This window comes from Citrobacter europaeus (genome assembly GCF_037482245.1).
GTDB lineage: Bacteria > Pseudomonadota > Gammaproteobacteria > Enterobacterales > Enterobacteriaceae > Citrobacter > Citrobacter europaeus.
Genome location: NZ_CP148084.1, coordinates 4135396 through 4156288, shown reverse-complemented (window position 1 = coordinate 4156288; position 20893 = coordinate 4135396). Strand labels below are relative to the sequence as shown.

21 protein-coding genes are annotated in these 20893 nt (G+C 52.6%); 7 read left to right on the top strand and 14 right to left on the bottom strand.

Translation table 11 applies throughout. From position 1 onward, the window contains the following. Positions 1–4: 4 nt before the first annotated feature. Entirely contained in the window at positions 5–352 is a 348-nt protein-coding gene (locus WHR59_RS19510) for a YacC family pilotin-like protein (RefSeq protein WP_003018667.1), read from the bottom strand. 153 nt (positions 353–505) lie between these two features. On the opposite strand from WHR59_RS19510, the gene cueO reads away from it, so the two are divergent. Both cueO and WHR59_RS19500 read left to right on the top strand, forming a co-directional pair. Next, the gene (gene cueO / locus WHR59_RS19505) at positions 506–2122 is read left to right on the top strand and encodes a multicopper oxidase CueO (protein WP_043018448.1); all 1617 of its coding nucleotides are present in this window, start codon (positions 506–508) and stop codon (positions 2120–2122) included. A gap of 121 nt (positions 2123–2243) precedes the next feature. After that, the gene (locus tag WHR59_RS19500; protein WP_087051023.1) at positions 2244–2765 is read left to right on the top strand and encodes a hypothetical protein; all 522 of its coding nucleotides are present in this window, start codon (positions 2244–2246) and stop codon (positions 2763–2765) included. A gap of 33 nt (positions 2766–2798) precedes the next feature. On the opposite strand, the gene WHR59_RS19495 is transcribed toward WHR59_RS19500, so the two are convergent. Continuing rightward, positions 2799–5189, bottom strand: a complete 2391-nt coding sequence (locus WHR59_RS19495) for a glucose/quinate/shikimate family membrane-bound PQQ-dependent dehydrogenase (RefSeq protein ID WP_181230769.1) — start codon at positions 5187–5189, stop codon at positions 2799–2801. A 203-nt stretch (positions 5190–5392) separates the two neighbouring features. Between WHR59_RS19495 and hpt the strand changes: the two genes are divergently transcribed. Next, complete coding sequence (gene hpt, locus WHR59_RS19490) at positions 5393–5929, top strand: hypoxanthine phosphoribosyltransferase (RefSeq protein ID WP_042312274.1); 537 nt, start codon at positions 5393–5395, stop codon at positions 5927–5929. Positions 5930–5998: 69 nt separating this feature from the next. On the opposite strand, the gene can is transcribed toward hpt, so the two are convergent. Further along, positions 5999–6661 (bottom strand): carbonate dehydratase, encoded by a 663-nt coding sequence (gene can / locus WHR59_RS19485; protein WP_043018450.1) that lies wholly within the window; start codon positions 6659–6661, stop codon positions 5999–6001. A 108-nt stretch (positions 6662–6769) separates the two neighbouring features. Here can and WHR59_RS19480 point away from each other — a divergent pair, with 108 nt between their 5' ends. From WHR59_RS19480 to WHR59_RS19465, 4 genes are all read left to right on the top strand, one after another. After that, positions 6770–7696 (top strand): ABC transporter ATP-binding protein, encoded by a 927-nt coding sequence (locus WHR59_RS19480; RefSeq protein ID WP_338843385.1) that lies wholly within the window; start codon positions 6770–6772, stop codon positions 7694–7696. Next, the gene (locus tag WHR59_RS19475; protein ID WP_008786229.1) at positions 7693–8463 is read left to right on the top strand and encodes an ABC transporter permease; all 771 of its coding nucleotides are present in this window, start codon (positions 7693–7695) and stop codon (positions 8461–8463) included. Before WHR59_RS19480 ends, WHR59_RS19475 begins: the two co-directional genes overlap by 4 nt. A 103-nt stretch (positions 8464–8566) precedes the next feature. Next, the gene (locus tag WHR59_RS19470; RefSeq protein WP_043018452.1) at positions 8567–9007 is read left to right on the top strand and encodes a PTS sugar transporter subunit IIA; all 441 of its coding nucleotides are present in this window, start codon (positions 8567–8569) and stop codon (positions 9005–9007) included. Between the two features lie 61 nt (positions 9008–9068). After that, on the top strand, positions 9069–10298 hold the full coding sequence (locus WHR59_RS19465; protein WP_043018453.1) for a polysaccharide deacetylase family protein: 1230 nt from the start codon (positions 9069–9071) through the stop codon (positions 10296–10298). 6 nt (positions 10299–10304) lie between these two features. Here WHR59_RS19465 and panD read toward each other — a convergent pair whose 3' ends face one another. From panD to pcnB, 11 genes are all read right to left on the bottom strand, one after another. Then, a complete protein-coding gene (gene panD, locus WHR59_RS19460; RefSeq protein WP_000621526.1) occupies positions 10305–10685 on the bottom strand; it encodes an aspartate 1-decarboxylase in 381 nt (126 codons plus the stop codon). Positions 10686–10780: 95 nt separating this feature from the next. After that, complete coding sequence (gene panC / locus WHR59_RS19455) at positions 10781–11635, bottom strand: pantoate--beta-alanine ligase (protein WP_043018454.1); 855 nt, start codon at positions 11633–11635, stop codon at positions 10781–10783. An 11-nt stretch (positions 11636–11646) separates the two neighbouring features. Next, positions 11647–12441, bottom strand: coding sequence for a 3-methyl-2-oxobutanoate hydroxymethyltransferase (panB, locus tag WHR59_RS19450; protein WP_047406146.1), 795 nt, complete (start codon positions 12439–12441; stop codon positions 11647–11649). A gap of 145 nt (positions 12442–12586) precedes the next feature. Continuing rightward, positions 12587–13171: a fimbrial-like protein gene (locus tag WHR59_RS19445; protein WP_043018456.1), complete on the bottom strand. Its 585-nt coding sequence runs from the start codon at positions 13169–13171 to the stop codon at positions 12587–12589. A gap of 11 nt (positions 13172–13182) precedes the next feature. Further along, a complete protein-coding gene (locus tag WHR59_RS19440) occupies positions 13183–13803 on the bottom strand; it encodes a fimbrial protein (RefSeq protein WP_043018457.1) in 621 nt (206 codons plus the stop codon). Between the two features lie 14 nt (positions 13804–13817). After that, positions 13818–14387, bottom strand: coding sequence for a fimbrial protein (locus tag WHR59_RS19435; RefSeq protein ID WP_043018458.1), 570 nt, complete (start codon positions 14385–14387; stop codon positions 13818–13820). Further along, a complete protein-coding gene (locus WHR59_RS19430) occupies positions 14374–16983 on the bottom strand; it encodes an outer membrane usher protein (protein ID WP_338844085.1) in 2610 nt (869 codons plus the stop codon). The genes WHR59_RS19435 and WHR59_RS19430 overlap by 14 nt, the downstream gene beginning before the upstream one ends. Before the next feature lie 58 nt (positions 16984–17041). Next, a complete protein-coding gene (locus WHR59_RS19425) occupies positions 17042–17776 on the bottom strand; it encodes a fimbrial chaperone (RefSeq protein ID WP_043018459.1) in 735 nt (244 codons plus the stop codon). A 178-nt stretch (positions 17777–17954) separates the two neighbouring features. Next, positions 17955–18548, bottom strand: a complete 594-nt coding sequence (locus WHR59_RS19420) for a fimbrial protein (protein WP_043018460.1) — start codon at positions 18546–18548, stop codon at positions 17955–17957. A 364-nt stretch (positions 18549–18912) separates the two neighbouring features. After that, positions 18913–19404, bottom strand: a complete 492-nt coding sequence (gene folK / locus WHR59_RS19415) for a 2-amino-4-hydroxy-6-hydroxymethyldihydropteridine diphosphokinase (protein ID WP_080625715.1) — start codon at positions 19402–19404, stop codon at positions 18913–18915. Positions 19405–19455: 51 nt separating this feature from the next. Further along, positions 19456–20853 (bottom strand): polynucleotide adenylyltransferase PcnB, encoded by a 1398-nt coding sequence (gene pcnB / locus WHR59_RS19410; protein ID WP_204363990.1) that lies wholly within the window; start codon positions 20851–20853, stop codon positions 19456–19458. Positions 20854–20893 lie beyond the last annotated feature (40 nt).

Sequence of the window (20893 nt, the reverse complement as noted above, 5' to 3'; positions counted from 1 at the left end):
CCTGTTACTTCACGTACGCCAGCAGGCTTAACGAGTCACGCGCCAGCGCTTTGCATTTTTTTGCCGTTGGGATGCCGATACCGCTGAGATCGCGATAGCTGTCCTCACCCAGAGCCTTCATATTGAAGGTGTCGTAATTACTCAGGTCCCACTGGTTTTGCTGGGCAAAAAAGACCAGTGCGCGACGAATCTGCCCGTTAGGCAAATTCTGGTATCCACAGTCATTTTTCAGAAAAACAAAAACTGCCGTTAAATCGGCCATATCTTCGGCTTCGGACTCACTCAGCGCGTAGCTATTTGCGCATACGGCCATCAGGCTGCCGAACAAAACTGTTCTGAAAAACGTCTTCATTGCTTCTACCACTGCATCACGGAATTTAAACGTTAGCACACTGCGAGCGAAGCGACGACCTTTATTATTAGCCGTTCACTTGACCTTCCCGTAAGGGGAAGGCTTATGCTTAAAAGATAGCCTGCTTAAGCTGCTGAATATAAGGAAGTGATTATGCAACGTCGTGATTTTTTAAAGTACTCCGTGGCGCTGGGCGTCGCGTCAGCGTTACCTTTGTGGAGCCGGAGCGTATTCGCCGCAGACCGTCCCGCATTACCCATTCCAGACCTGTTAACCGCCGATGCTTCTAATCGCATTCAGTTGATTGCACAAGCCGGGCAGTCGAGCTTTGCAGGTAAAACTGCTACCACATGGGGATATAACGGCAACTTGCTCGGGCCAGCGGTCAAGCTGAGCAAAGGGCAGGCGGTCACGGTGGATATCCACAACCAGCTTGCCGAAGAAACGACGTTGCACTGGCACGGGCTGGAAATCCCCGGAGAGGTCGACGGTGGGCCGCAGGGCATTATCCCGGCGGGCGGGAAACGTTCAGTGACCTTCACGCCGGATCAGCGCGCAGCAACCTGCTGGTTCCACCCGCATCAGCATGGGAAGACTGGTCGCCAGGTGGCGATGGGGCTGGCCGGACTCGTGTTGATTGAAGATGAAGAGATTCGCAAGCTGCTGCTGCCTAAGCAGTGGGGCATTGATGATGTGCCGGTGATTATTCAGGACAAACAGTTCTCTGCAGATGGTCAGGTTAACTATCAACTCGACATCATGACCGCTGCCGTCGGCTGGTTTGGCGATACGCTGCTGACCAACGGGGCGATTTATCCTCAGCATGCGGCACCGCGCGGCTGGCTGCGCTTGCGTCTGTTGAATGGTTGTAACGCGCGCTCATTGAATATTGCAGCCAGCGACAATCGTCCTTTGTACGTTATTGCCAGCGATGGCGGACTGTTGGCGGAGCCGGTAAAAGTGACCGAACTACCTATGCTGATGGGCGAACGCTTCGAAGTGCTGGTGGATGTGAGCGACGGTAAAGCATTTGATCTGGTCACTCTGCCTGTCAGCCAGATGGGCATGGCGATTGCGCCATTTGATAAGCCGCACCCAGTGATGCGCGTTCAGCCGCTGCTGATTACCGCTTCCGGCACGCTGCCGGATACGCTGACATCTATGCCCGCGCTGCCATCGCTTGAGGGGCTGACGGTGCGCAAACTGCAATTGTCTATGGATCCGATGCTCGACATGATGGGTATGCAAATGCTGATGAAGAAGTACGGCGCTCAGGCTATGGCTGGTATGGATCATGGGAAAATGATGGGCCATATGGACAATGACAATATGGGTCACGGGAATATGAATCATGGCAATATGGACCACGGTGAGATGGGGAATATGCAGCATGGCGACATGGGCAACATGAAGCATGGAACATTCGATTTCCATAATGCCAATCGGATTAATGGCCAGGCGTTTGATATGAATAAACCGATGTTTGCCGCGGCGAAGGGTCAGCATGAACGCTGGGTGATTTCCGGTCAGGGCGACATGATGCTGCATCCGTTCCACATTCACGGCACGCAGTTCCGCATTTTGTCTGAAAATGGCAAAGCACCTGCCGCGCACCGCGCGGGATGGAAAGATACGGTGCGGGTAGAAGGCGGCGTGAGTGAGGTTTTGGTGAAGTTTGACCACGACGCGCCAAAAGAGCATGCCTATATGGCGCATTGTCATCTGTTAGAGCATGAAGACACCGGGATGATGCTCGGTTTTACCGTATAAACAGCGGCGGATAGCGGTGGCGCTATCCGCTAAATGTTTATTCCAAAAACGGATTATTACCCTATCGTCCAGTAGAAGCATGCATATACTGATGAGGTTAATCACTCATCACGAGGTATTCATGACCCTTTTGCGTAAAATACTGACGGCATCTTTTATTATGCTTCTGGCTGTTTCGGCACAGGCTGCGATGAAGATGGAACGCCAACAGATTTCAAAACTGAATTTAAGCCTTGAAATTCCGCAGACGCTCACGCCGATGCCGGACGAAATGGCAAAAATCAAATACCCTTCTGAAAACCGTCCACAGGTGATTTACGGTGACGAACGCGGTAAGGCGTCTTTAGGTATTACCGCCGGGCGCAACGCGTTGCCTGCCGCTCAGTTGGATGTGGCAAAGGATGCGACGCTGAAGATGCTGACCAACTTCAACCCGCAGGCCGAACCTGTCACAGTTGACGGACATAAAGCGTGGCTGATTACCTTCCGTTCTCAAGCGCCGGATACTGAAATTCTCAATATGCTGCTGATTACCTCGCAAAATGAGAAAGCGGTGCAGGTCTCCTTCAATATGACCAAAGATCTGGTGGCTCAGTATCAGGAAGCCGCAAAAGCGTCGTTACTGTCACTGAAGTTTGAATAAAAAACGCCCGCTGAATAGCGGGCGTTTTCCATTTTACTTCGCGTCGTCCGGCAAGGCATATGCCACGATATAATCGCCCATCTTCGTACCAAATGAGCCGTGGCCCCCAGCGGAAATCACCACATACTGCTTACCGTTCACTTCATAGGTCATCGGCGTTGCCTGACCACCGGCCGGCAGACGGCCCTGCCACAGTTTTTCACCGTTACTCATGTTGTACGCACGCAAATAGTTATCCGCCGTCGCAGCGATAAACAGCACGTTCCCCGCGGTGGAGATAGGTCCGCCCAGCATCGGCATCCCCATATTGAACGGCACCGGAACCGGCATTGGGAACGGCATGCTGTCTTGTGGCGTACCTATACGTTTTTTCCACACCACGTGATTGGTTTTCAGGTCCACCGCGGAGATATAACCCCATGCTGGCTGCTTACACGGCAGGCCAAATGGTGAAAGGAACGGATTGAGCGTTACGCCGAACGGTACGCCGTATTGCGGCTGAATACCGGACTCCGTGCCTGTACCTTTGGCGTCTTTTGGCGGTTCCATTGGGTTGCCGGGACCGCGTGGGATCAGCTTCGAAACAAACGGCAGCGCCATTGGGTTGGCAATGGCGACCTGACGGTTAGGATCAACAGAGATGCCGCCCCATTCGAACATGCCGAGATTACCCGGGAACACCAGTGTGCCCTGCTCTGAAGGTGGGGTAAAAATGCCCTCATAGCGCAACTGATGGAACATTACACGGCACACCAGCTGGTCAAACATGGTTGCGCCCCACATATCCGCGCCACTGAGATCTTTATGCGGACGGAAGCTGAGGTCGGAGAACGGCTGGGTTTTGCTGACATAATCACCTTTGGCTGCCCCTTGCGGCACCGGTTTTTCCGGGGCTGGCACCACCAGTTCACCATTACGGCGATCGAGCACAAAGATATTCCCGGTTTTTGCCGGGGCATAAATGACCGGAACTTTCTCTCCGTTGACGTTGATATCCGCCAGAGTTGGCTGCGCCGGTAAGTCCATATCCCACAGATCGTGGTGAACGGTCTGATAGCTCCAGGCCAATTTCCCGGTGGTGGCATTTAACGCCAGGATGGAGCTGGCATAACGTTCCTGCTCCGGTGTGCGGTTACCGCCCCAGATATCCGGCGTGGTGACGCCCATGGGCAGATATACCAGATCCAGCTTCGCGTCGTAGGCCGCAGGCGCCCAGGAGTTCGGCGAGTTAAAGGTGAAGGTATGTTCATCCGAAGGGATGAAATTAGGATCTTTGGCGCCTGGGTCGAACGCCCACAGCAGCTTACCGGTATTCACATCGAAGCCACGGATAACGCCGGAAGTTTCGCGGGTGGAGAAGTTATCAGTCACCGACCCGGCAATCACAATGGTTTTATCAGTGATGATGGGCGGTGATGTTGGCTCATACAGACCCGGCGTGGTATCCGGCATATTGGTCTGCAGATTCAAAATGCCTTTATTGGCGAAGGTTTCACACAGCTTGCCGGTCTCGGCATTCAATGCAAACAGTCGCCCATCATTGACCGGTAAAAGGATACGGCGCGGACAGTCGGCCATCACCTCTGCTGAAGCCGTATCCGGTCTGGCTTCATGATAGGAAACGCCGCGACAGGTTACGTGCTGGAAGCTGGTATTGGTATTAAGTTGAGGATCGAAATGCCACTTCTCTTTACCGCTGGCCGCGTCCAGGGCAAACAGTCGCTGGTGGGCGGTACACAGAAAAAGGGTATCGCCTACTTTTATGGGCGTAACTTCATTGGTGATTTCACCGGGATCGTTGGGTTGTTTTAAATCCCCGGTACGAAATACCCAGGCTTCTTTCAACTGATGAACGTTGTCTGCGTTGATTTGTTTCAACGGAGAGTAGCGTTGACCTTCCTGATTGCGACCGTAAGCCGGCCAGTCTTCATCGGCAACCGGAGAGATAGCCTCAGCCTCGGTGGCATCAGCACTCAGCATACCGTGAACCTCTTGTGGGTCGTTGAAGCCAGCCCAGGTCAGGATACCGCCGCTAATCAGCAGGGCCACCACCAGCCCCGCTACTGCGCCACTGGAAGGGATAATCAGGCGACGCCAGACGAAAGGCAGGATAAGCCAGATACCAAAGAAGACCAGGATGTCGCTACGCGGCGTCAGCGCCCAGAAATCAAAGCCGACCTCCCATACACCCCAAATCATGGTGGCGAGAAGCAGGGCGGCATACAGCCAAAGGGCAGAGCGTTTACTGCGCCATAACAGAAGCGCCACACCGAGCATGGCGAGGCCCGCGATCGGGTAATACCAGGAGCCGCCAATGGCGACGAGCCAGCCTCCGCCAATCAGGAGATACAGTCCACAAAGTGCCGCGAACACGGCGCTCAGGGTCACGATAATCCGTTGAGAACGTACGTTGTTATTTGCCATAAAAAATACCATCACATGTGTTATTTCTTTAATAGCAGTTAATTATAGGAGCTAAAACGCGTGACCATTGTCACATTATGAACTTTATCAACAGATGCCGCGTATGAATGCTTTTGCTGGTATACTGCGTGCCTTGCGCTTAGATGCTGGCTTATTAAAAGTAAGCATTAAGTGATTTGTTTTTAAATCATATGGTTAGAGATATGAAACATACTGTTGAAGTCATGATCCCGGAAGCGGAGATCAAAGCGCGTATTGCTGAACTGGGACGTCAAATTAACGAACGTTACAAGGACAGCGGCAGCGATATGGTGCTGGTTGGTCTGTTACGCGGCTCATTTATGTTTATGGCGGACCTGTGCCGTGAAGTGCATGTCTCCCACGAAGTCGATTTCATGACTGCATCCAGCTATGGCAGCGGCATGTCTACCACGCGCGATGTTAAAATCCTGAAAGACCTGGATGAAGACATTCGTGGCAAAGACGTGCTGATTGTTGAAGACATCATCGACTCCGGCAACACGCTATCCAAAGTGCGTGAGATTCTGAGCCTGCGCGAGCCGAAATCCCTGGCTATCTGTACGCTGCTGGACAAACCTTCCCGTCGCGAAGTGGATGTTCCGGTTGAGTTTATCGGATTCTCTATTCCAGATGAGTTTGTTGTCGGCTACGGCATTGACTATGCCCAGCGTTATCGCCATCTGCCGTACGTTGGCAAAGTGGTGCTGCTGGACGAGTAATGTCGGGAGCGCCTGGTGGCGCAGGTTTGTAGGCCGGGTAAGGCGTAGCCGCCTCCCGGCAATGTCACATTATTTATGGTTGATGTGTTTCTGACTAAGGTTAGACAACCCCTGGCGATAACGCTGCTCCAGCGTTTCGCGACTGGTGGCGGTGACGTCCAGATCGCGCAGCAGGCCATCATGAATACCGTAAGCCCAGCCGTGAATGGTAACTTTCTGACCGCGCTTCCAGGCTGAACGCATAATGGTTGAATGGCCCAGGTTATACACCTGCTCCATGACATTAAGTTCGCACAGGGTGTCCATGCGACGTTCCTGCGGCATTTCGCCCAGCAGTGAGCTGTGTTTAAACCAGATATCGCGAATATGCAGTAACCAGTTATCAATCAGCCCCTGTTCTTTATTTTCAATAGCCGCCTGGACGCCGCCGCATCCATAGTGGCCGCATATAATAATATGTTCCACTTCCAGCACATCCACCGCATACTGAACCACTGAGAGACAGTTCAGGTCGGTGTGAATAACCAGGTTGGCCACGTTACGGTGAACAAACAGTTCACCCGGTTCAAGACCGGTTAAACGCTCAGCGGGAACGCGGCTATCGGAACATCCAATCCATAGAAAACGCGGATTCTGCGCATGTGTCAGGGTTTCAAAAAATCCGGGATCTTCTTCTACCAGCATCTTTGACCATAGTGCATTGTTGCTGATGAGTGTATCTATGTCTTTCATGGAGTTGTACGACCCGAAGCCAGATAAATTCGATGGGCTAATATAGGGTAACTCCAGCATTAATTAAACTATATATAAAATGTCAGAACGTAAGGTAAGTAAAAAACCATGACCATTGCTCTGGAACTTCAACAACTTAAAAAAACCTATCCCGGTGGCGTTCAGGCGCTACGCGGCATAGATTTGCAAGTCGAAGCGGGTGATTTTTATGCGCTTTTAGGCCCTAACGGCGCAGGGAAGTCCACCACCATCGGGATAATCAGCTCGCTGGTGAATAAATCCTCCGGGCGGGTGAGCGTCTTCGGCTACGATCTTGAAAAAGATACGGTTAACGCTAAACGCCAGCTTGGGTTAGTACCTCAGGAGTTTAACTTTAACCCGTTTGAAACCGTGCAGCAGATCGTGGTCAACCAGGCGGGTTACTACGGCGTTGAGCATAAAGAGGCGGTCAAACGCAGCGAATTATATTTACAGCAGCTCGATTTATGGGAAAAACGTAACGAGCGCGCGCGCATGCTTTCCGGTGGGATGAAGCGCCGTCTGATGATTGCCCGGGCGCTGATGCACGAGCCAAAATTACTTATCCTGGATGAACCGACGGCGGGCGTCGACATTGAGCTGCGTCGTTCAATGTGGGGCTTTTTAAAAGATTTAAACGACAAAGGCACCACGATTATTCTGACCACCCACTATCTCGAAGAAGCGGAAATGCTGTGTCGTAATATCGGCATTATTCAGCACGGCGAGCTGGTGGAAAATACCTCGATGAAGAGCCTGCTCTCCAAGCTGAAATCCGAAACCTTTATTCTCGATCTGGCGCCGAAAAGCCCGCTGCCAAAACTGGAAGGTTATCAGTACCGGCTGGTGGATACCTCCACGCTGGAAGTGGAAGTTCTGCGTGAACAGGGGGTCAACAGCGTGTTCTCACAGCTGAGCGCCCAGGGGGTTCAGGTATTGAGTATGCGCAACAAGGCGAACCGACTGGAGGAACTGTTTGTTTCCCTGGTGCATGAAAAACAAGGAGATCGCGCATGATGCAGCTTTACTGGGTAGCGCTGAAAAGCATCTGGGCGAAAGAGATCCACCGCTTTATGCGGATCTGGATCCAAACGCTGGTTCCTCCGGTCATTACCATGACGCTCTATTTTATTATCTTCGGTAATTTGATCGGCTCGCGTATCGGTGAAATGCACGGTTTTAGCTACATGCAGTTTATCGTGCCGGGGCTGATTATGATGGCGGTGATCACCAACTCGTACGCTAACGTGGCATCGTCATTCTTTAGCGCCAAGTTTCAGCGCAATATTGAAGAACTGCTGGTCGCCCCGGTGCCGACGCACGTGATTATCGCCGGTTTTGTCGGCGGCGGCGTGGCGCGCGGTCTGTGCGTAGGCATTCTGGTCACGGCTATTTCACTGTTCTTCGTGCCGTTCCAGGTGCACTCGTGGGTCTTTGTTGCGCTTACGCTGGTGTTAACGGCGGTGCTGTTTTCGCTGGCCGGATTGTTGAACGCGGTTTTCGCTAAAACCTTTGACGATATCAGCCTGATCCCGACCTTCGTGCTGACGCCACTGACCTATCTGGGTGGCGTGTTCTATTCGTTAACGCTGCTGCCGCCTTTCTGGCAGGGACTGTCGCATCTGAACCCGATTGTCTACATGATTAGCGGTTTCCGCTACGGCTTCCTGGGTATTCATGATGTTCCGCTGGTCACCACGTTTGGCGTGCTGGTGGTGTTCATTGCAGCGTTCTACCTGCTGTGCTGGTACCTGATTCAGCGCGGACGCGGCCTGCGTAGCTAATTCTTTCTTCCTCTCTCTGGCCGGGAGAGGAAGACTTTTGATGCTTATCACCATTACCGATTTATCACCCTGATAAACTACTTGCCTGCTAAGGAGGTAGGCAATGTTAGGTTGGGTAATTACCTGTCATGACGATAAGGCACAGGACATGCTGCATCGTCTGGAGAAAAAGTACGGCCCGTTGGTCCAATGCCAGGCGGTAAGCTTTTGGCGTGGACTCAGTTCGAATATGCTAAGCCGCATGATGTGCCATGCCCTGCATGCCACCGACTCAGGCGAGGGCGTGATCTTCCTGACAGATATGGCCGGGGCCGCGCCTTACCGCGTCGCTTCGTTAATGAGCCACAAACATTCCCAGTGTGAAGTGATCTCAGGTATCAGCTATCCATTGCTTGAACGAATGATTTCGTCGCGGGAATCGATGAGCAGTTCTGCGTTTCGCGATTGCATCGTCGCGCTTGGCGGGCCTGAAGTCTCTAGTCTGTGGCACCAACAACAGAAAAATCCCCCGTTCGTGTTGAAGCATGATTTGTATGAGTATTAATCATTGGTATTGATGGCGCTTTTGCTACAATAGCCGGGGTTTCTCGCCTCGGTTATCTCATATGGTTATGCGCGTTCTGCTTGTTGTAGTGCTCCTGTTCTCTGGCAGCGTCGCCGCGGCTTTGCCTGCTCGCTATATGCAAACCACCGAAGCGGCCGCCGTATGGGCGCAGATTGGCAATAAGATGGTGACGGTCGGGAATATTCGCGCCGGGCAGATCCTTGCCGTTGAGCCCATCGCGGCAGACTATTACGAATTTACCTTTGGCTTTGGCACCGGATTTATTGATAAGGGACATCTGGAGCCGGTTCAGGGGCGGCAGAAAGTTGACGATGGTCTGGGCGATCTCAATAAACCCCTCAGCAATCAAAGCCTGGTGACCTGGAAAGATACGCCGGTGTATAACGCTCCGGATGTCGGTAGCGCTCCGTTTGGCGTGCTGGCGGATAATCTGCGATATCCGGTTATCAGCAAGCTGAAAGACCGTCTCAACCAGACCTGGTACCAGATCCGCATCGGCGGCAGACTGGCCTACATTAGCGCGCTGGATGCGCAGGAAGACAACGGTATCCCGGTGTTAACCTATCACCATATTCTGCGCGATGAAGAGAACACCCGCTTTCGTCACACCTCCACGACAACCTCCGTACGCGCCTTCAGCAACCAGATGGCCTGGCTCCAGGACCGCGGCTATACCACGTTGACGATGTACCAACTGGAAGGCTACATCCGCAACAATATGAACCTCCCGGCGCGGGCGGTGGTGCTGACTTTTGATGATGGGCTGAAGTCGGTGAGCCGTTATGCTTACCCGATTCTGAAGCAGCACGGCATGAAGGCAACGGCGTTTATCATCTCCTCACGCATCAAGCGCCACCCGCAGAAGTGGGATCCGAAATCGCTGCAGTTTATGAGCCTCTCTGAACTGAACGAGATCCGCGACGTGTTCGACTTCCAGTCGCATACTCATTTTTTACATCGGGTGGATGCCAATCACCGGCCAATCCTTTTGAGTCGCAGCTATCACAACATTCTGTTTGATTTTGCCCGTTCGCGCCGGGCGCTGTCCCAGTTCAATCCTCACGTCCTGTATCTTTCCTATCCGTTTGGCGGTTATAACGCTACGGCGGTAAAAGCGGCTGGCGACGCGGGATTCCACATGGCGGTCACCACGGTGAGAGGGAAGGTTAAGCCGGGGGATAATCCGTTCTTATTGAAAAGACTTTATATTTTAAGAACGGATTCGCTGGAGACGATGTCGCGGCTGATAGTCAATCAGCCGCAGGGGTAAGGGCTGTCAGGCAACCTGTACCGGAATGGCTTTCGCGGTACGCTTCATCTCGTTGTCGCCTTCAAAGTAGGCGACTTTCGGACGCCAGGTACGAGCTTCTTCATCAGACATGGTGACGAAGCTGGCGATAATCACAATGTCGCCAACTTCAGCACAGTGCGCCGCCGCGCCGTTCACCGAGATGATTCTGGAGCCGCGTTCAGCCGCAATCGCATAGGTCGAGAAACGTTTCCCGTTGGTCACGTTCCAGATATCAATAGCTTCGTTTTCCAGAATACCAGAGGCATCGAGAAAATCCTGGTCGATGGCGCAGGAGCCTTCGTAGTGCAGGTCCGCCTGCGTAACTTTTACGCGGTGGAGCTTGCCTTGCAGCATGGTGCGAATCATAACTTCTATACCCTGTCGTTTACCTTGGCTAAGCAGGCGCGAGTGGCCTGCTTTGAGAAATTCTCAGGCAGTATTGCCTGATTTTTAACCCGTGTCTACTGGGCTAATGTAACGCTTTGATTATCGATCAGGCGCGCCTGACCCAGCCAGGCGGCGGCCAGAATCACCGCGCGTTTACTGGTTTCCGTCAGCTCCAGCAGGGTGTCGGCATCGCGAATCTGAATATCGTCGGCGCGAAAGCCTTTTTCATTCAGTTCCTGCTCGGCAATGGCAATAATCTCTTGCAGCTCACGATGACCCGCAATCAGTTTTTCAGCGATGCCGTTCATCACTTTGTGCAGACCTGGCGCAATTTTGCGCTGCTCTGCGGTCAGATAACCGTTACGTGAGCTAAGCGCCAGACCGTCTTTGGCGCGAATAATTGGCACGCCGACGATCTCAATGTCATAACCCATATCCGCCACCATTTTGCGGATCAGCGCCAGCTGCTGGAAATCTTTCTCACCAAAGCAGGCGATATCTGGCTGGATCAGGTTAAACAGCTTGCTGACGATCGTGGCAACGCCACGGAAGTGGCCTGGACGGCTGGCGCCTTCCAGCATGGTGGAGAGGCCGGGAACATCAACGAAAGTCTGGCCTTCCAGACCCTGCGGATAAATTTCTTCCACGGCTGGGGCAAATACATAATCGACTTTGCGCTTGTTCAGCTTTTCGCAGTCTTCCTGCAGCGTGCGCGGATAACGCACCAGATCGTCCGGCCGGTCAAATTGCATCGGGTTGACGAAAATGCTGACGATGACCACATCGGCCCGGGCTTTTGCTTCATCGACCAGCTTCATATGGCCATCGTGCAGGTTGCCCATGGTGGGAACCAGGGCGACGCGTTTGCCTTCCTGACGCAGACGACGAATATGCTGGCGCAGCAGCGGCAGGGTTTCGATAATTAACACACCTTGACTCCTTAATGGAAACTGTGTTCTTCGCCCGGATAAACGCCGGACTCCACTTCAGCCATATACTGCCGCACTGCGGCGCGCATGTCGCCCGCTTCGGCAAGGAAATTTTTCGCGAATTTTGGAATATGACCGCCGGTGATGCCAAACGCATCGTGCATCACCAGGATTTGCCCGTCGGTGACGTTACCTGCGCCAATACCGATAACCGGAATCGACAGCGCCTCAGTGACGCGCTTCGCCAGCTCAACCGGCACGCACTCCAGCACCAGCAACTGAGCGCCGGCGGCTTCTAAGGCCAGCGCGTCGTCCAGCAGTACCTGTCCGGCGTCGCCGCGACCCTGAATTTTATAGCCGCCGAAGATATTCACCGACTGGGGGGTTAATCCCAGATGACCGCAAACCGGCACCGCGCGTTCGGTGAGCATTTTTACGGTATCCGTAAGCCAGGCGCCACCTTCGATTTTGACCATATTCGCGCCCGCGCGCATCACGATGGCGGCGTTTTCAAATGCCTGCTCCGGAGTGGCGTAAGCCATAAACGGCAGGTCGGAGAGCAGCAGGCAGTTGGGCGCGCCACGGCGCACGGCGCGGGTGTGGTAGGCAATGTCTTCCACGGTGACCGGCAGGGTGGAGTCGTGCCCCTGTACCGTCATGCCCAGCGAATCGCCAACCAGCATCACGTTGAGGCCAACATCGGCGAACAGTTTAGCAAAGCTATAGTCGTAGGCAGTGATTGTTGCGAAGCGCTTTTTCTCTTGTTTGCATTTCTGCAGCACAGCGATAGTAGTGGGTTTGCTCATAACCTCTCCGGCCATAATATTGATGAATAGAATGGGCGCATTGTAGGGGAATGAAGCAGAAAAGCGTTAGCCCTTTGTGGGAATTCCCGACGGTGTTCCGTCGGGAATATGTTCAGGGACTGGCTGTTGTGAACGGACCGTGGCGTTATTCGTATTTTACATTCACTAACACACGGCTGCTTAACTCACCTGGCGTCACCGTGCCGCTATCAAGGATTTTTTGCATTCTGGAGTAAAAGGTCCAGCTGGTATCGCTGTAGGCCGTTGCGTTAAAGGTTGCTCGCGATGTGCCATCCGTATTCAACACATTCTTACGCGGGGCGTCCGTGGTAAAGATCACCACGCCTACGTTGTCTGCTCCGCCTGCGCTCTGAATAAGCTCGTTGGCAAACACCTGCTGATTGCCCGCGGCAAACTGCCCGCTTTGCGGCGTGAATTCAAACGTCACATTGGTCATGGCTCCGTCGCTGACCGGGCAACTCAGGAGCTTAATGGAGAACTCTTCTCCCCCCTTATAGTCGCTTTCGGCGGAAATGCCGTCAGCGAAATAGGCGGGACCTACGGTTGCGAAATTTACCGTTCCACTGCCATTAATTTCTATCTGGCAGGTATCCTTCTGCACGGTGGCGGTGAAATCCACGTTGGTGTCGGCATACAGCGGCGCGACAACCAGGGCTGTTGCCAGCCCTGAAATTAACGCGGAGAGTGTGAATCTACGCAAACGCATCATGGCGATTACCGTTACTGGTAAGTAATGGTGAAAATAGTTGAAGCCAGAAAATCACCCGCAGTCAGCTGAGAAAGTAGCGTTGACCCAGTGGATACCGGCACCAGACGCGCGCTTAGCGGATAATCCAGAGGCGTGGTAGATGTCGCAGTTGAGAGATCGATAGTATGCAGGTCTGTTGCAGCATGGCCACAGTAGAACCGTACGCTATCCGCGCCTTCTGGCGTTGCTGTCGTCCAGATTTCCAAACCGGTTTTAGCTGCCTTTGTTGCTGATGCTGAGGCGTTGGCAAACTCGGGGTTATCGGAGTTGCCTCCAGCGCACTTTCCTTCCGCCGCTTCAATCTTTAGTGTCGCCGTTTTATCTTTTAACCCGGCGCAGTCGCTAAAGCGCAGGCTAAAAGGTTTTGATTTGCTTTTAGCCCAGACTTCCGAGATATACACGTTGCCCAGACCAATCGTAGCGGTGGCTGTCCCACCGTCAACCACCGATGCTGAACAGGTGCCGGCGGTGATATTGGCTTCTACGGTTAAATCCAGGCTTGCCGTGCCGTCGGCCTGCGCCAGGGTGGAAACGCCCGTACCCATCGTTGCCAGTGCGCCAAAAATTAACCCGCGCAAAAATTGTTTTTTCATTATCATCGTCCCTGTTATTGATAAGTGAAGGTAAAGGTCGCTTTGGAGCTGAATGCGCCGGTGGTACCCGCGCCATCCGTCAGTTCGCGCAGCGCCACGGTCATTTCAAGGGCGTTGTTAGTGCGCTCCTCAGGAGACCAGGTGAGGGTACTAGAAGCACCCGGCGTCATATAGGTTTCACCGCTGGTGCTTTTACGCTTAAAGCCCATGCCAATATTGGTGGCGGCACCGGTTTCGAGGGATTCATTTTTAATAAAATTGCCGCTGGCGGATGCGGATGTCGCCAGTGTGGTGGTGATACTGGTCATTGAACCGGCACATTCGCTGGAGACAAACTTAAAGTTCTTCTGCGACTCTGCTGATTTCTTAACGATCTTATCCAGACCGACGTCGCCCACCGTTAACTTATAGCCGTTGGTGGCGTCGCCGGAAACTGATGAACCATCCAGCGCGGCAATGGTCATGTTACAGGTGGTGCCCAGTACGGTGGCGGTGAAGTCGACGTTCACTGTTTCCGCCTGGCTGGTCAGCGGAAACAGTACCGCGAGTACGGAGGCAGCTAAAAAGCGCTTATTCCTTTTCATTGGGGATTCCATTTACATTGTGGTTGATGACACGACACGTAATGTTGTCTAACAGTAGGGTCTGGCTGGCGCCGACCGTTTGTTGTGTTGCCGGCAACTGGAAGATTGCCTTACAACGGGTTGGCTGGTTGTTTTCGAACCAGTTCACCGAAAGTTCGCCGCTGTCGCTAATGCCGCGAACAAATGCCTGGCCGCCCTGGCCCATATTGCCGATCTGCACGTCGTTCTCGTAAACCTCAGCGCCGAATGGAATGGTTTTACCATCGTCGCGCGTCATGTTGAGAATGGCTGAACGCCCTTCATCGGTTTCAAAACTGGCGAAAACGACCGCGCCATCGCGTGGAACCAGGGTGGCGCTGGTGCTCTTGAGCTCGACGTCGTTATCCATTGTGTCAATGTCGAGGTTGACCTGGTTTTCACGGTAGGCCGTCAGCGAGTTCGTTGCGCCGTAACCCCAGCGGTCAATGGTGCTGCTGCCGCCGTTAATTTTGGCGCCTTTGGCGCCAGGGGCTTTCACCAGCACGATGGCATCGTTGTTGCCGAAGCTGTCGCTGGTAAAGGTCAGCCCGCCGCTGTGCAGTACAAAGCCGCCATTGGTGGAAAGCGAGTACTGACGGTTGCTGTCGTTATTGGCGGAGGCAGAGGCTGAAATATCACCCCACGGCGACTGGTAGCTGGTGTAGCCGCCGACATCGGAGATGTTCTTACCCTCTTTTTGCATGGTGTAGCCGGTATTGACGCTGTAGTTGAACTTGTTGTCTTCACTGCTGCCGCTACTATTCATGCTGAGCTGGTGCCCACCGTTAAAATCGGTACGCATCTGGGTGCTCAGGTTATTGAAGCCTGAGCGGCGATGTTCACCGCCCAGCAGGTTTGCCAGCGGTATGTTGAAGTTGATGTAGAGCGAATCATCCTTCTGACCCTCTTCATCCCAGGTGCGCTGCAGGTTGATGCTCATGCTGCCCCAGGAGAAGCCTTTTCCGTAGCCCATGCTGTAATCGCTGCGGCTTTCATTGCTCGCCCAATAGTCGGTCCAGGTGGCTGACAGATAAAATGAACCGTAATCAACCTCAGCCGACTGCAAAGGCTGGTTCATGCTGACGGTGACCTGATTCTTCATGCGCGAGAAGTTATTCATGGTGTCTTGCTCGGCATCTTCACCTTTGAATTTGGCGTCGTCGATAAGCTCGATAGCATCATTCAGGCCGAGATAGTTTTGCGTCGAATAACGGTAAGCCGCGACGTTGAACGACGTATCGGTCGCTTCAATCAGTTTGTTCCACGTTACGCGATAGCTTTGGCCCTGATAGGTTTTGTCGTCCGGGATTTCCGCGCGCGAGTGGGTTACGTCGACCGCCAGCGCGCCAAAGGACGTGTTCAGGCCGAGGCCGAAGAGTCCTGCAAGGTAGTTATTATCCGTGGCCTGAACGCCGGTGTAGGCCGTCAGCACGTTGTTCAGACCGTAGTAGTACGAACCCTGCGCCATATTGGGCTTGTCGTGAAGTTCGTCGTTATTGACTTCCCCGACGCTCAGATCCCAGCGCCCGACGCCCGGACGCTGCATCTGCATAACTGAAGAGAACGGCTGAGAGAAGGTGCGTTTGCTGCCGTCGGCTTCTTCGATGGTGACGACCAGATCGCTACCGTAGCCGGACGGGCTGATATCGTTGATTTCGAAAGGTCCCGGCGGGACGGTCGCTTCATAAATCTTGTAGCTGCCCTGAGTGATGGTCACTTTGGCGTTGGTGTTGGCGACGCCACGGATGATCGGCGCGTAGTTAGCCAACTGCGAAGGCAGCATGCGGGTGTCGCTATACAGACGCGCGCCGCGAATACTCACCGAGTCGAAGGTTTCGCCGGTGGTATAAGCTTCGCCGACGATCAGCTGTGAGCGTAGCGCCGGCAGGTCGCGCTGCAGATAACGGTTCTGATAGTCGAAATTACTGTCGCCATCTTTCGTCCAGTTATAGTTGCCGCTGGCGCGCAGGCGCCATGCGCCGAGGTTGATACCGGTGTTAAATGCGGCGTACAGGCTGTCGTTGTCAGTACCATTGCTGGTGCTGTGGTAGCCGTTAAGGTTATAGGAAAATAACGCCGCCGGAATACCGCTTTCCCACAGGGACGGTTCAACATAGCCAGAATAACCTTTGATCAGCCACGCCTGTGGAATGGAGACATCCAGACGTTGTTCGCCCATATCAAAGCTCACGTTTGACTGATCGATAAGCGCCGGAAGATTTAAACAGTCTTCCTCTTCTTCATTACCTTTCTTCAGAATGGCCTGCTCACCGGAGAGTTCTGGCTGTTTGATATGCAACTGCGCCAGGTTTTTTGACGTCAGGCAGGCTTGCGCACTCTTTTTACCGGTATCAATAAACGGTATCGACAGGGTGGCAACCGCTTTTTCGTTAACGTAAACCTTTACATTGTAGATCCCCGCTGGCGTTGGGTTGCCATCGGCATATTTACTGATATCAATCGTTGAGGCACTGCTCCCCATCAGGAAGGTGCTGTCATATTCAACGCTTTCGGCAGTTAAACCCGACTGGCTATAAAACAGTGCGCAGCAAACCGCCAGCAGCGTTTTTTTCGGCATCTTATTTTTATGAGGAACGTTTTGCACCGTCTTTTCATCCTGCGTTTTGATTAATTGATTACAGAGAAACGGAACCTTCGATCATGCCGCCGTAATCATTAATGGCGTGGTAGTCCAGCTTGCCTGAGGTGGCGTTTTGCAGACCTTTAACGCTGAAGGATGCTTTACTCAGAGGTGCAACCATGGTGGCGTCGACGGTGTAGCGTTTTCCGCCAACCGTAACGACGGCATCATTAAACGAAACGTAGTAAGGGGTTGGGTTATTCACCTGCACGGCTGCTTTGCCTTGTTCATTCCCCATCTGCCACTTCAACTGTTTGGTGGCTTCGGCAGGTGAACCCTGAAGACCTGCAGGGCGGTAAAACAATTTGATGCGAGTGCGGAAGGCTAACTGCAGTAAATTTTTGTTTTCTTCTTTGCTGGTGTCGGCTTTAGGCGGCACTTCCAGCACGTTGAACCAGAACACGCTTTCGCGGTCTTTTGGCAATGCGGTGGCCTGGGTATACATGATTTTTACGGATTGACCGCGTTTGGGTTCAATTCGTGAAACCGGAGGCGTAGAGACGAAAGGCGCCTTAATACTGCCCGGATCGCTGTTTTCATTCCCCATATCAATCCAGTTTTGCACCAGTAATGGGCGAGTCCCTTTGTTTTCCAGGCGAACACTGACATCTTTTTTATTTTCATCATAAATGATGCGCGTGCCGGAAATAATGATATCGGCATGGCTGATATTACTAAATAAGCTTCCTGCAAGTACCAATGTGGTAAGCGTTTTCTTAAAATTCAACATGAGCATTCCTTGCTTGTAGTGAGTTGGATGTTTATAAATCAATGACGGGGGAGTGATTGCTGTAGTCATCACTACCCCGTTATTACACGACGTGTTAATAGAAAATGAATCCTGATTACTACATGGTGCTATTAACGATCGTCTTATTACCTGTTTATTTCATCGTTTAAAAAAACGATTACTGATAGGTAAAGGTATACATTGCGTTGGTGGTAACGTGACCTGGGGTTACTGTATCAGTACCGTTCGCTTTAACGTAAGAAGCTACGAAGTTATAGGTCGCGATTTTGCCTTCACTGAAGGTGGCTTCGTGAACGTCTGCACCATCAACTTTCATCAGCGTTTTGGTGACGTCGTCATGGATAGCGATGTTTACGTTCTTCGCAGCAGCCATGCCAGCAGCAGTCAGGTTGGTGTCGTTATCCAGAGTCCCTTTGGTGTTACCAAAAGCAGAGACCATTGACAGACTAGCCTTAGTACCGGTGGTCACTTCGGCAGCATCTTTACAGTTCAGAATGATGGAGAAAGGTTCTGCTTTTGCGCCGTAAGTAGAATCAGCGACTTCAGTGGTGATATCAGCAGGTGTTGCGGTCTCCAGATAGACGTTGCCATCGGTGGACTCGTCACCACGGCTGGTGGAAACCACTTTAGAACAGGTTGTTGCGCTCACTAAACCGTGAAAATTAATCTGGCCGCCTTCTGCATCCGCTGCCATTGCTGAAGTTGAACCCATTGCCATAACCATGGCTGCTGCCAAAATTGCTTTTTTCATTACTGTATCCTTACAGGATTTGAAATATTAGATAATTGCTATTTTGCTATATTAAATAGCAGGGGCATATTTTAGCTGTTGGTAATGTTTTGTAAAATAATTTGGATTTATGGATTTGGTAAAATCATTTAATTTTGGCATTATTTTGGGGAAATTCTCATTTGGTTCTTTTTGTCATATTTTTACAGAATATGGTTTTTTGTAAGGGGGCGCAGAAACTAATCAATAATTATTCTTTAATAATAATTATTTTACATGGGTTGTAGTGGAAGAACGTGTATAAATTAGTTTTGCTGAAAACGAAATGTAGTTTAATTAATATGGAAAGTGTTTTTCCCGTAATTAACTTTGTTATATAACGCTACTACCAGCGTGCAGGGCAGGGGGAGGTTTGCTGGACGAGCAACGCAAGTGATTGTTGATCATCCGGGAAGATAAGCTCTGGCGCAATTTCGTATAACGGCCACAGCATAAAACCACGGTTTTTCATGTCGTAGTGCGGCACAGTCAGACGGTCGGTGTTAATCACTTCGTCGCCAAACAGCATAATGTCGAGGTCCAGCGTGCGTGGCCCCCAGCGTTCAGCTTTGCGCACGCGGCCCTGTTGCAGTTCAATACGCTGAGTATGGTCCAGCAATGCTTCGGGGGCGAGGGCGGTTTCCAGCGCCACGGCGGCGTTCAGGTAGTCTGGTTGATCCTGCGGACCTAACGGCGGTGTGCGGTAAAACGAGGAGATTGCCACGATACGGCTGTCGGGAATGTCGCCAATCGCTTTGACGGCAGCATTAACCTGCTCCAGCGGGGAAGCGAGGTTACTGCCGATGGCGATATATACCCGTCGTGTTTCAGGCTGCATCTGCGTCACCGCCTTGATGCAACCCGAAATCCATTGGGTATACGTGATGGGTCATGCGGAACCTTCGCGACGCGGCGCGCGTTTACGCGGGCGACGATGACGACGGCGTACGTCTGGCTCTTCATCCAGTTCGTTCAGCATGCCTTTTTGTTCCGGCGGCGCTGAAACCTGGAATTCACCCCACCATTTCGCCAGTCGTTGCAGTTCGGCATTGTTTTCTACTTCGGCGCGCAGGGCCAGCAGATCGTAAGCGGCGCGGAACTTCGGATGCTCCATCAGCTTCCAGGCGCGTTTACCCTGACGACGAGACATGCGTAGCTGCAGCTGCCAGATATCGCGGGTCAGCGAGGTCAGACGTTTTGGTATAGCCAGCGAGCGGCAGGCTTCGTCCAGCACGTCGTTCATTGCCAGCGCGAATGCGTCGTAGTAGGCCAGACCGCTTTCCTGCGCAATTTTCTGTGCGGCTTCCAGTAACGGATACCAGAACATGGCGGCGAACAAGAACGCTGGGTTAACGCGCATATCATTGTGAATGCGGTTATCGGTATTCTTCAGTACCTGGGCGATGATGCGTTCCATCGGGCTGTCACCGTCTTCGGTGAAATAGCGCGTAATGGTTGGGAACAGCGGCTGGAACAGGCTGTACTCACGCAGTTTTTTATAGGTTTCATACCCATAGCCAGCCTGTAACAGCTTAAGCGCTTCTTCGAACAGGCGTGCGGGGGGAATATCGTTAAGCAGCGTTGCCAGACGCGGGATCGGCTCTGCGGTTTCTGGGCTGATACGCATGTCGAGCTTGGCGGCAAAGCGCACGGCGCGCAGCATACGCACAGGGTCTTCGCGATAGCGCGTTTCCGGATTACCGATCAGGCGAATGATGCCCTCTTCGAGATCCTGCATGCCGCCGACGTAATCGCGCACGGTGAAATCGGCCACGCTGTAATACAGGCTGTTAATCGTGAAGTCGCGACGCTGGGCATCTTCTTCAATGGAGCCGAAGATGTTGTCGCGCAGCAGCATGCCGTTTTGTCCGCGCTGGGAAGTTGTGCGATCGGACTCGCTGCCTTCATGATGACCGCGGAAAGTCGCCACTTCGATGATTTCCGGGCCAAACATGACATGGGCCAGACGGAAACGGCGACCGACCAGGCGACAGTTACGAAACAGTTTTCGCACCTGATCTGGCGTAGCGTTAGTGGTGACATCAAAATCTTTCGGCTTTTTGCCCAGCAAAAGATCGCGTACGCCTCCGCCAACCAGCCATGCCTCGTATCCGGCCTTATTGAGCCTGTACATTACCTTCAGGGCATTTTCACTGATATCTTTGCGGGAGATAGAGTGCTGCTCACGCGGGATTACCGTCATATGTGGACGGGCGACGGCAAGCTCGGCCTCGCGCTCCTCGCGGCTTAGCACCTTGCGGCAAAAATTAGCGACTCGGGTAAAAATAGTGCACCTCGGTAGTGTCAAACTTCAATCAGAACAAGTG

Excerpts from the sequence above, each read along its gene's own strand:
- WHR59_RS19435 (WP_043018458.1), bottom strand. The coding sequence starts at position 14,387 with ATGAAAAGGAATAAGCGCTTTTTAGCTGCCTCCGTACTCGCGGTACTG.
- cueO (WP_043018448.1), top strand. The coding sequence starts at position 506 with ATGCAACGTCGTGATTTTTTAAAGTACTCCGTGGCGCTGGGCGTCGCG.
- WHR59_RS19480 (WP_338843385.1), top strand. The coding sequence starts at position 6,770 with ATGACCATTGCTCTGGAACTTCAACAACTTAAAAAAACCTATCCCGGT.
- WHR59_RS19475 (WP_008786229.1), top strand. The coding sequence starts at position 7,693 with ATGATGCAGCTTTACTGGGTAGCGCTGAAAAGCATCTGGGCGAAAGAG.
- WHR59_RS19420 (WP_043018460.1), bottom strand. The coding sequence starts at position 18,548 with ATGAAAAAAGCAATTTTGGCAGCAGCCATGGTTATGGCAATGGGTTCA.
- panB (WP_047406146.1), bottom strand. The coding sequence starts at position 12,441 with ATGAGCAAACCCACTACTATCGCTGTGCTGCAGAAATGCAAACAAGAG.
- WHR59_RS19430 (WP_338844085.1), bottom strand. The coding sequence starts at position 16,983 with ATGCCGAAAAAAACGCTGCTGGCGGTTTGCTGCGCACTGTTTTATAGC.
- hpt (WP_042312274.1), top strand. The coding sequence starts at position 5,393 with ATGAAACATACTGTTGAAGTCATGATCCCGGAAGCGGAGATCAAAGCG.
- WHR59_RS19500 (WP_087051023.1), top strand. The coding sequence starts at position 2,244 with ATGACCCTTTTGCGTAAAATACTGACGGCATCTTTTATTATGCTTCTG.
- WHR59_RS19470 (WP_043018452.1), top strand. The coding sequence starts at position 8,567 with ATGTTAGGTTGGGTAATTACCTGTCATGACGATAAGGCACAGGACATG.
- WHR59_RS19495 (WP_181230769.1), bottom strand. The coding sequence starts at position 5,189 with ATGGCAAATAACAACGTACGTTCTCAACGGATTATCGTGACCCTGAGC.
- panD (WP_000621526.1), bottom strand. The coding sequence starts at position 10,685 with ATGATTCGCACCATGCTGCAAGGCAAGCTCCACCGCGTAAAAGTTACG.
- can (WP_043018450.1), bottom strand. The coding sequence starts at position 6,661 with ATGAAAGACATAGATACACTCATCAGCAACAATGCACTATGGTCAAAG.
- WHR59_RS19465 (WP_043018453.1), top strand. The coding sequence starts at position 9,069 with ATGGTTATGCGCGTTCTGCTTGTTGTAGTGCTCCTGTTCTCTGGCAGC.
- folK (WP_080625715.1), bottom strand. The coding sequence starts at position 19,404 with ATGCAGCCTGAAACACGACGGGTATATATCGCCATCGGCAGTAACCTC.
- WHR59_RS19440 (WP_043018457.1), bottom strand. The coding sequence starts at position 13,803 with ATGAAAAAACAATTTTTGCGCGGGTTAATTTTTGGCGCACTGGCAACG.
- WHR59_RS19425 (WP_043018459.1), bottom strand. The coding sequence starts at position 17,776 with ATGTTGAATTTTAAGAAAACGCTTACCACATTGGTACTTGCAGGAAGC.
- WHR59_RS19510 (WP_003018667.1), bottom strand. The coding sequence starts at position 352 with ATGAAGACGTTTTTCAGAACAGTTTTGTTCGGCAGCCTGATGGCCGTA.
- WHR59_RS19445 (WP_043018456.1), bottom strand. The coding sequence starts at position 13,171 with ATGATGCGTTTGCGTAGATTCACACTCTCCGCGTTAATTTCAGGGCTG.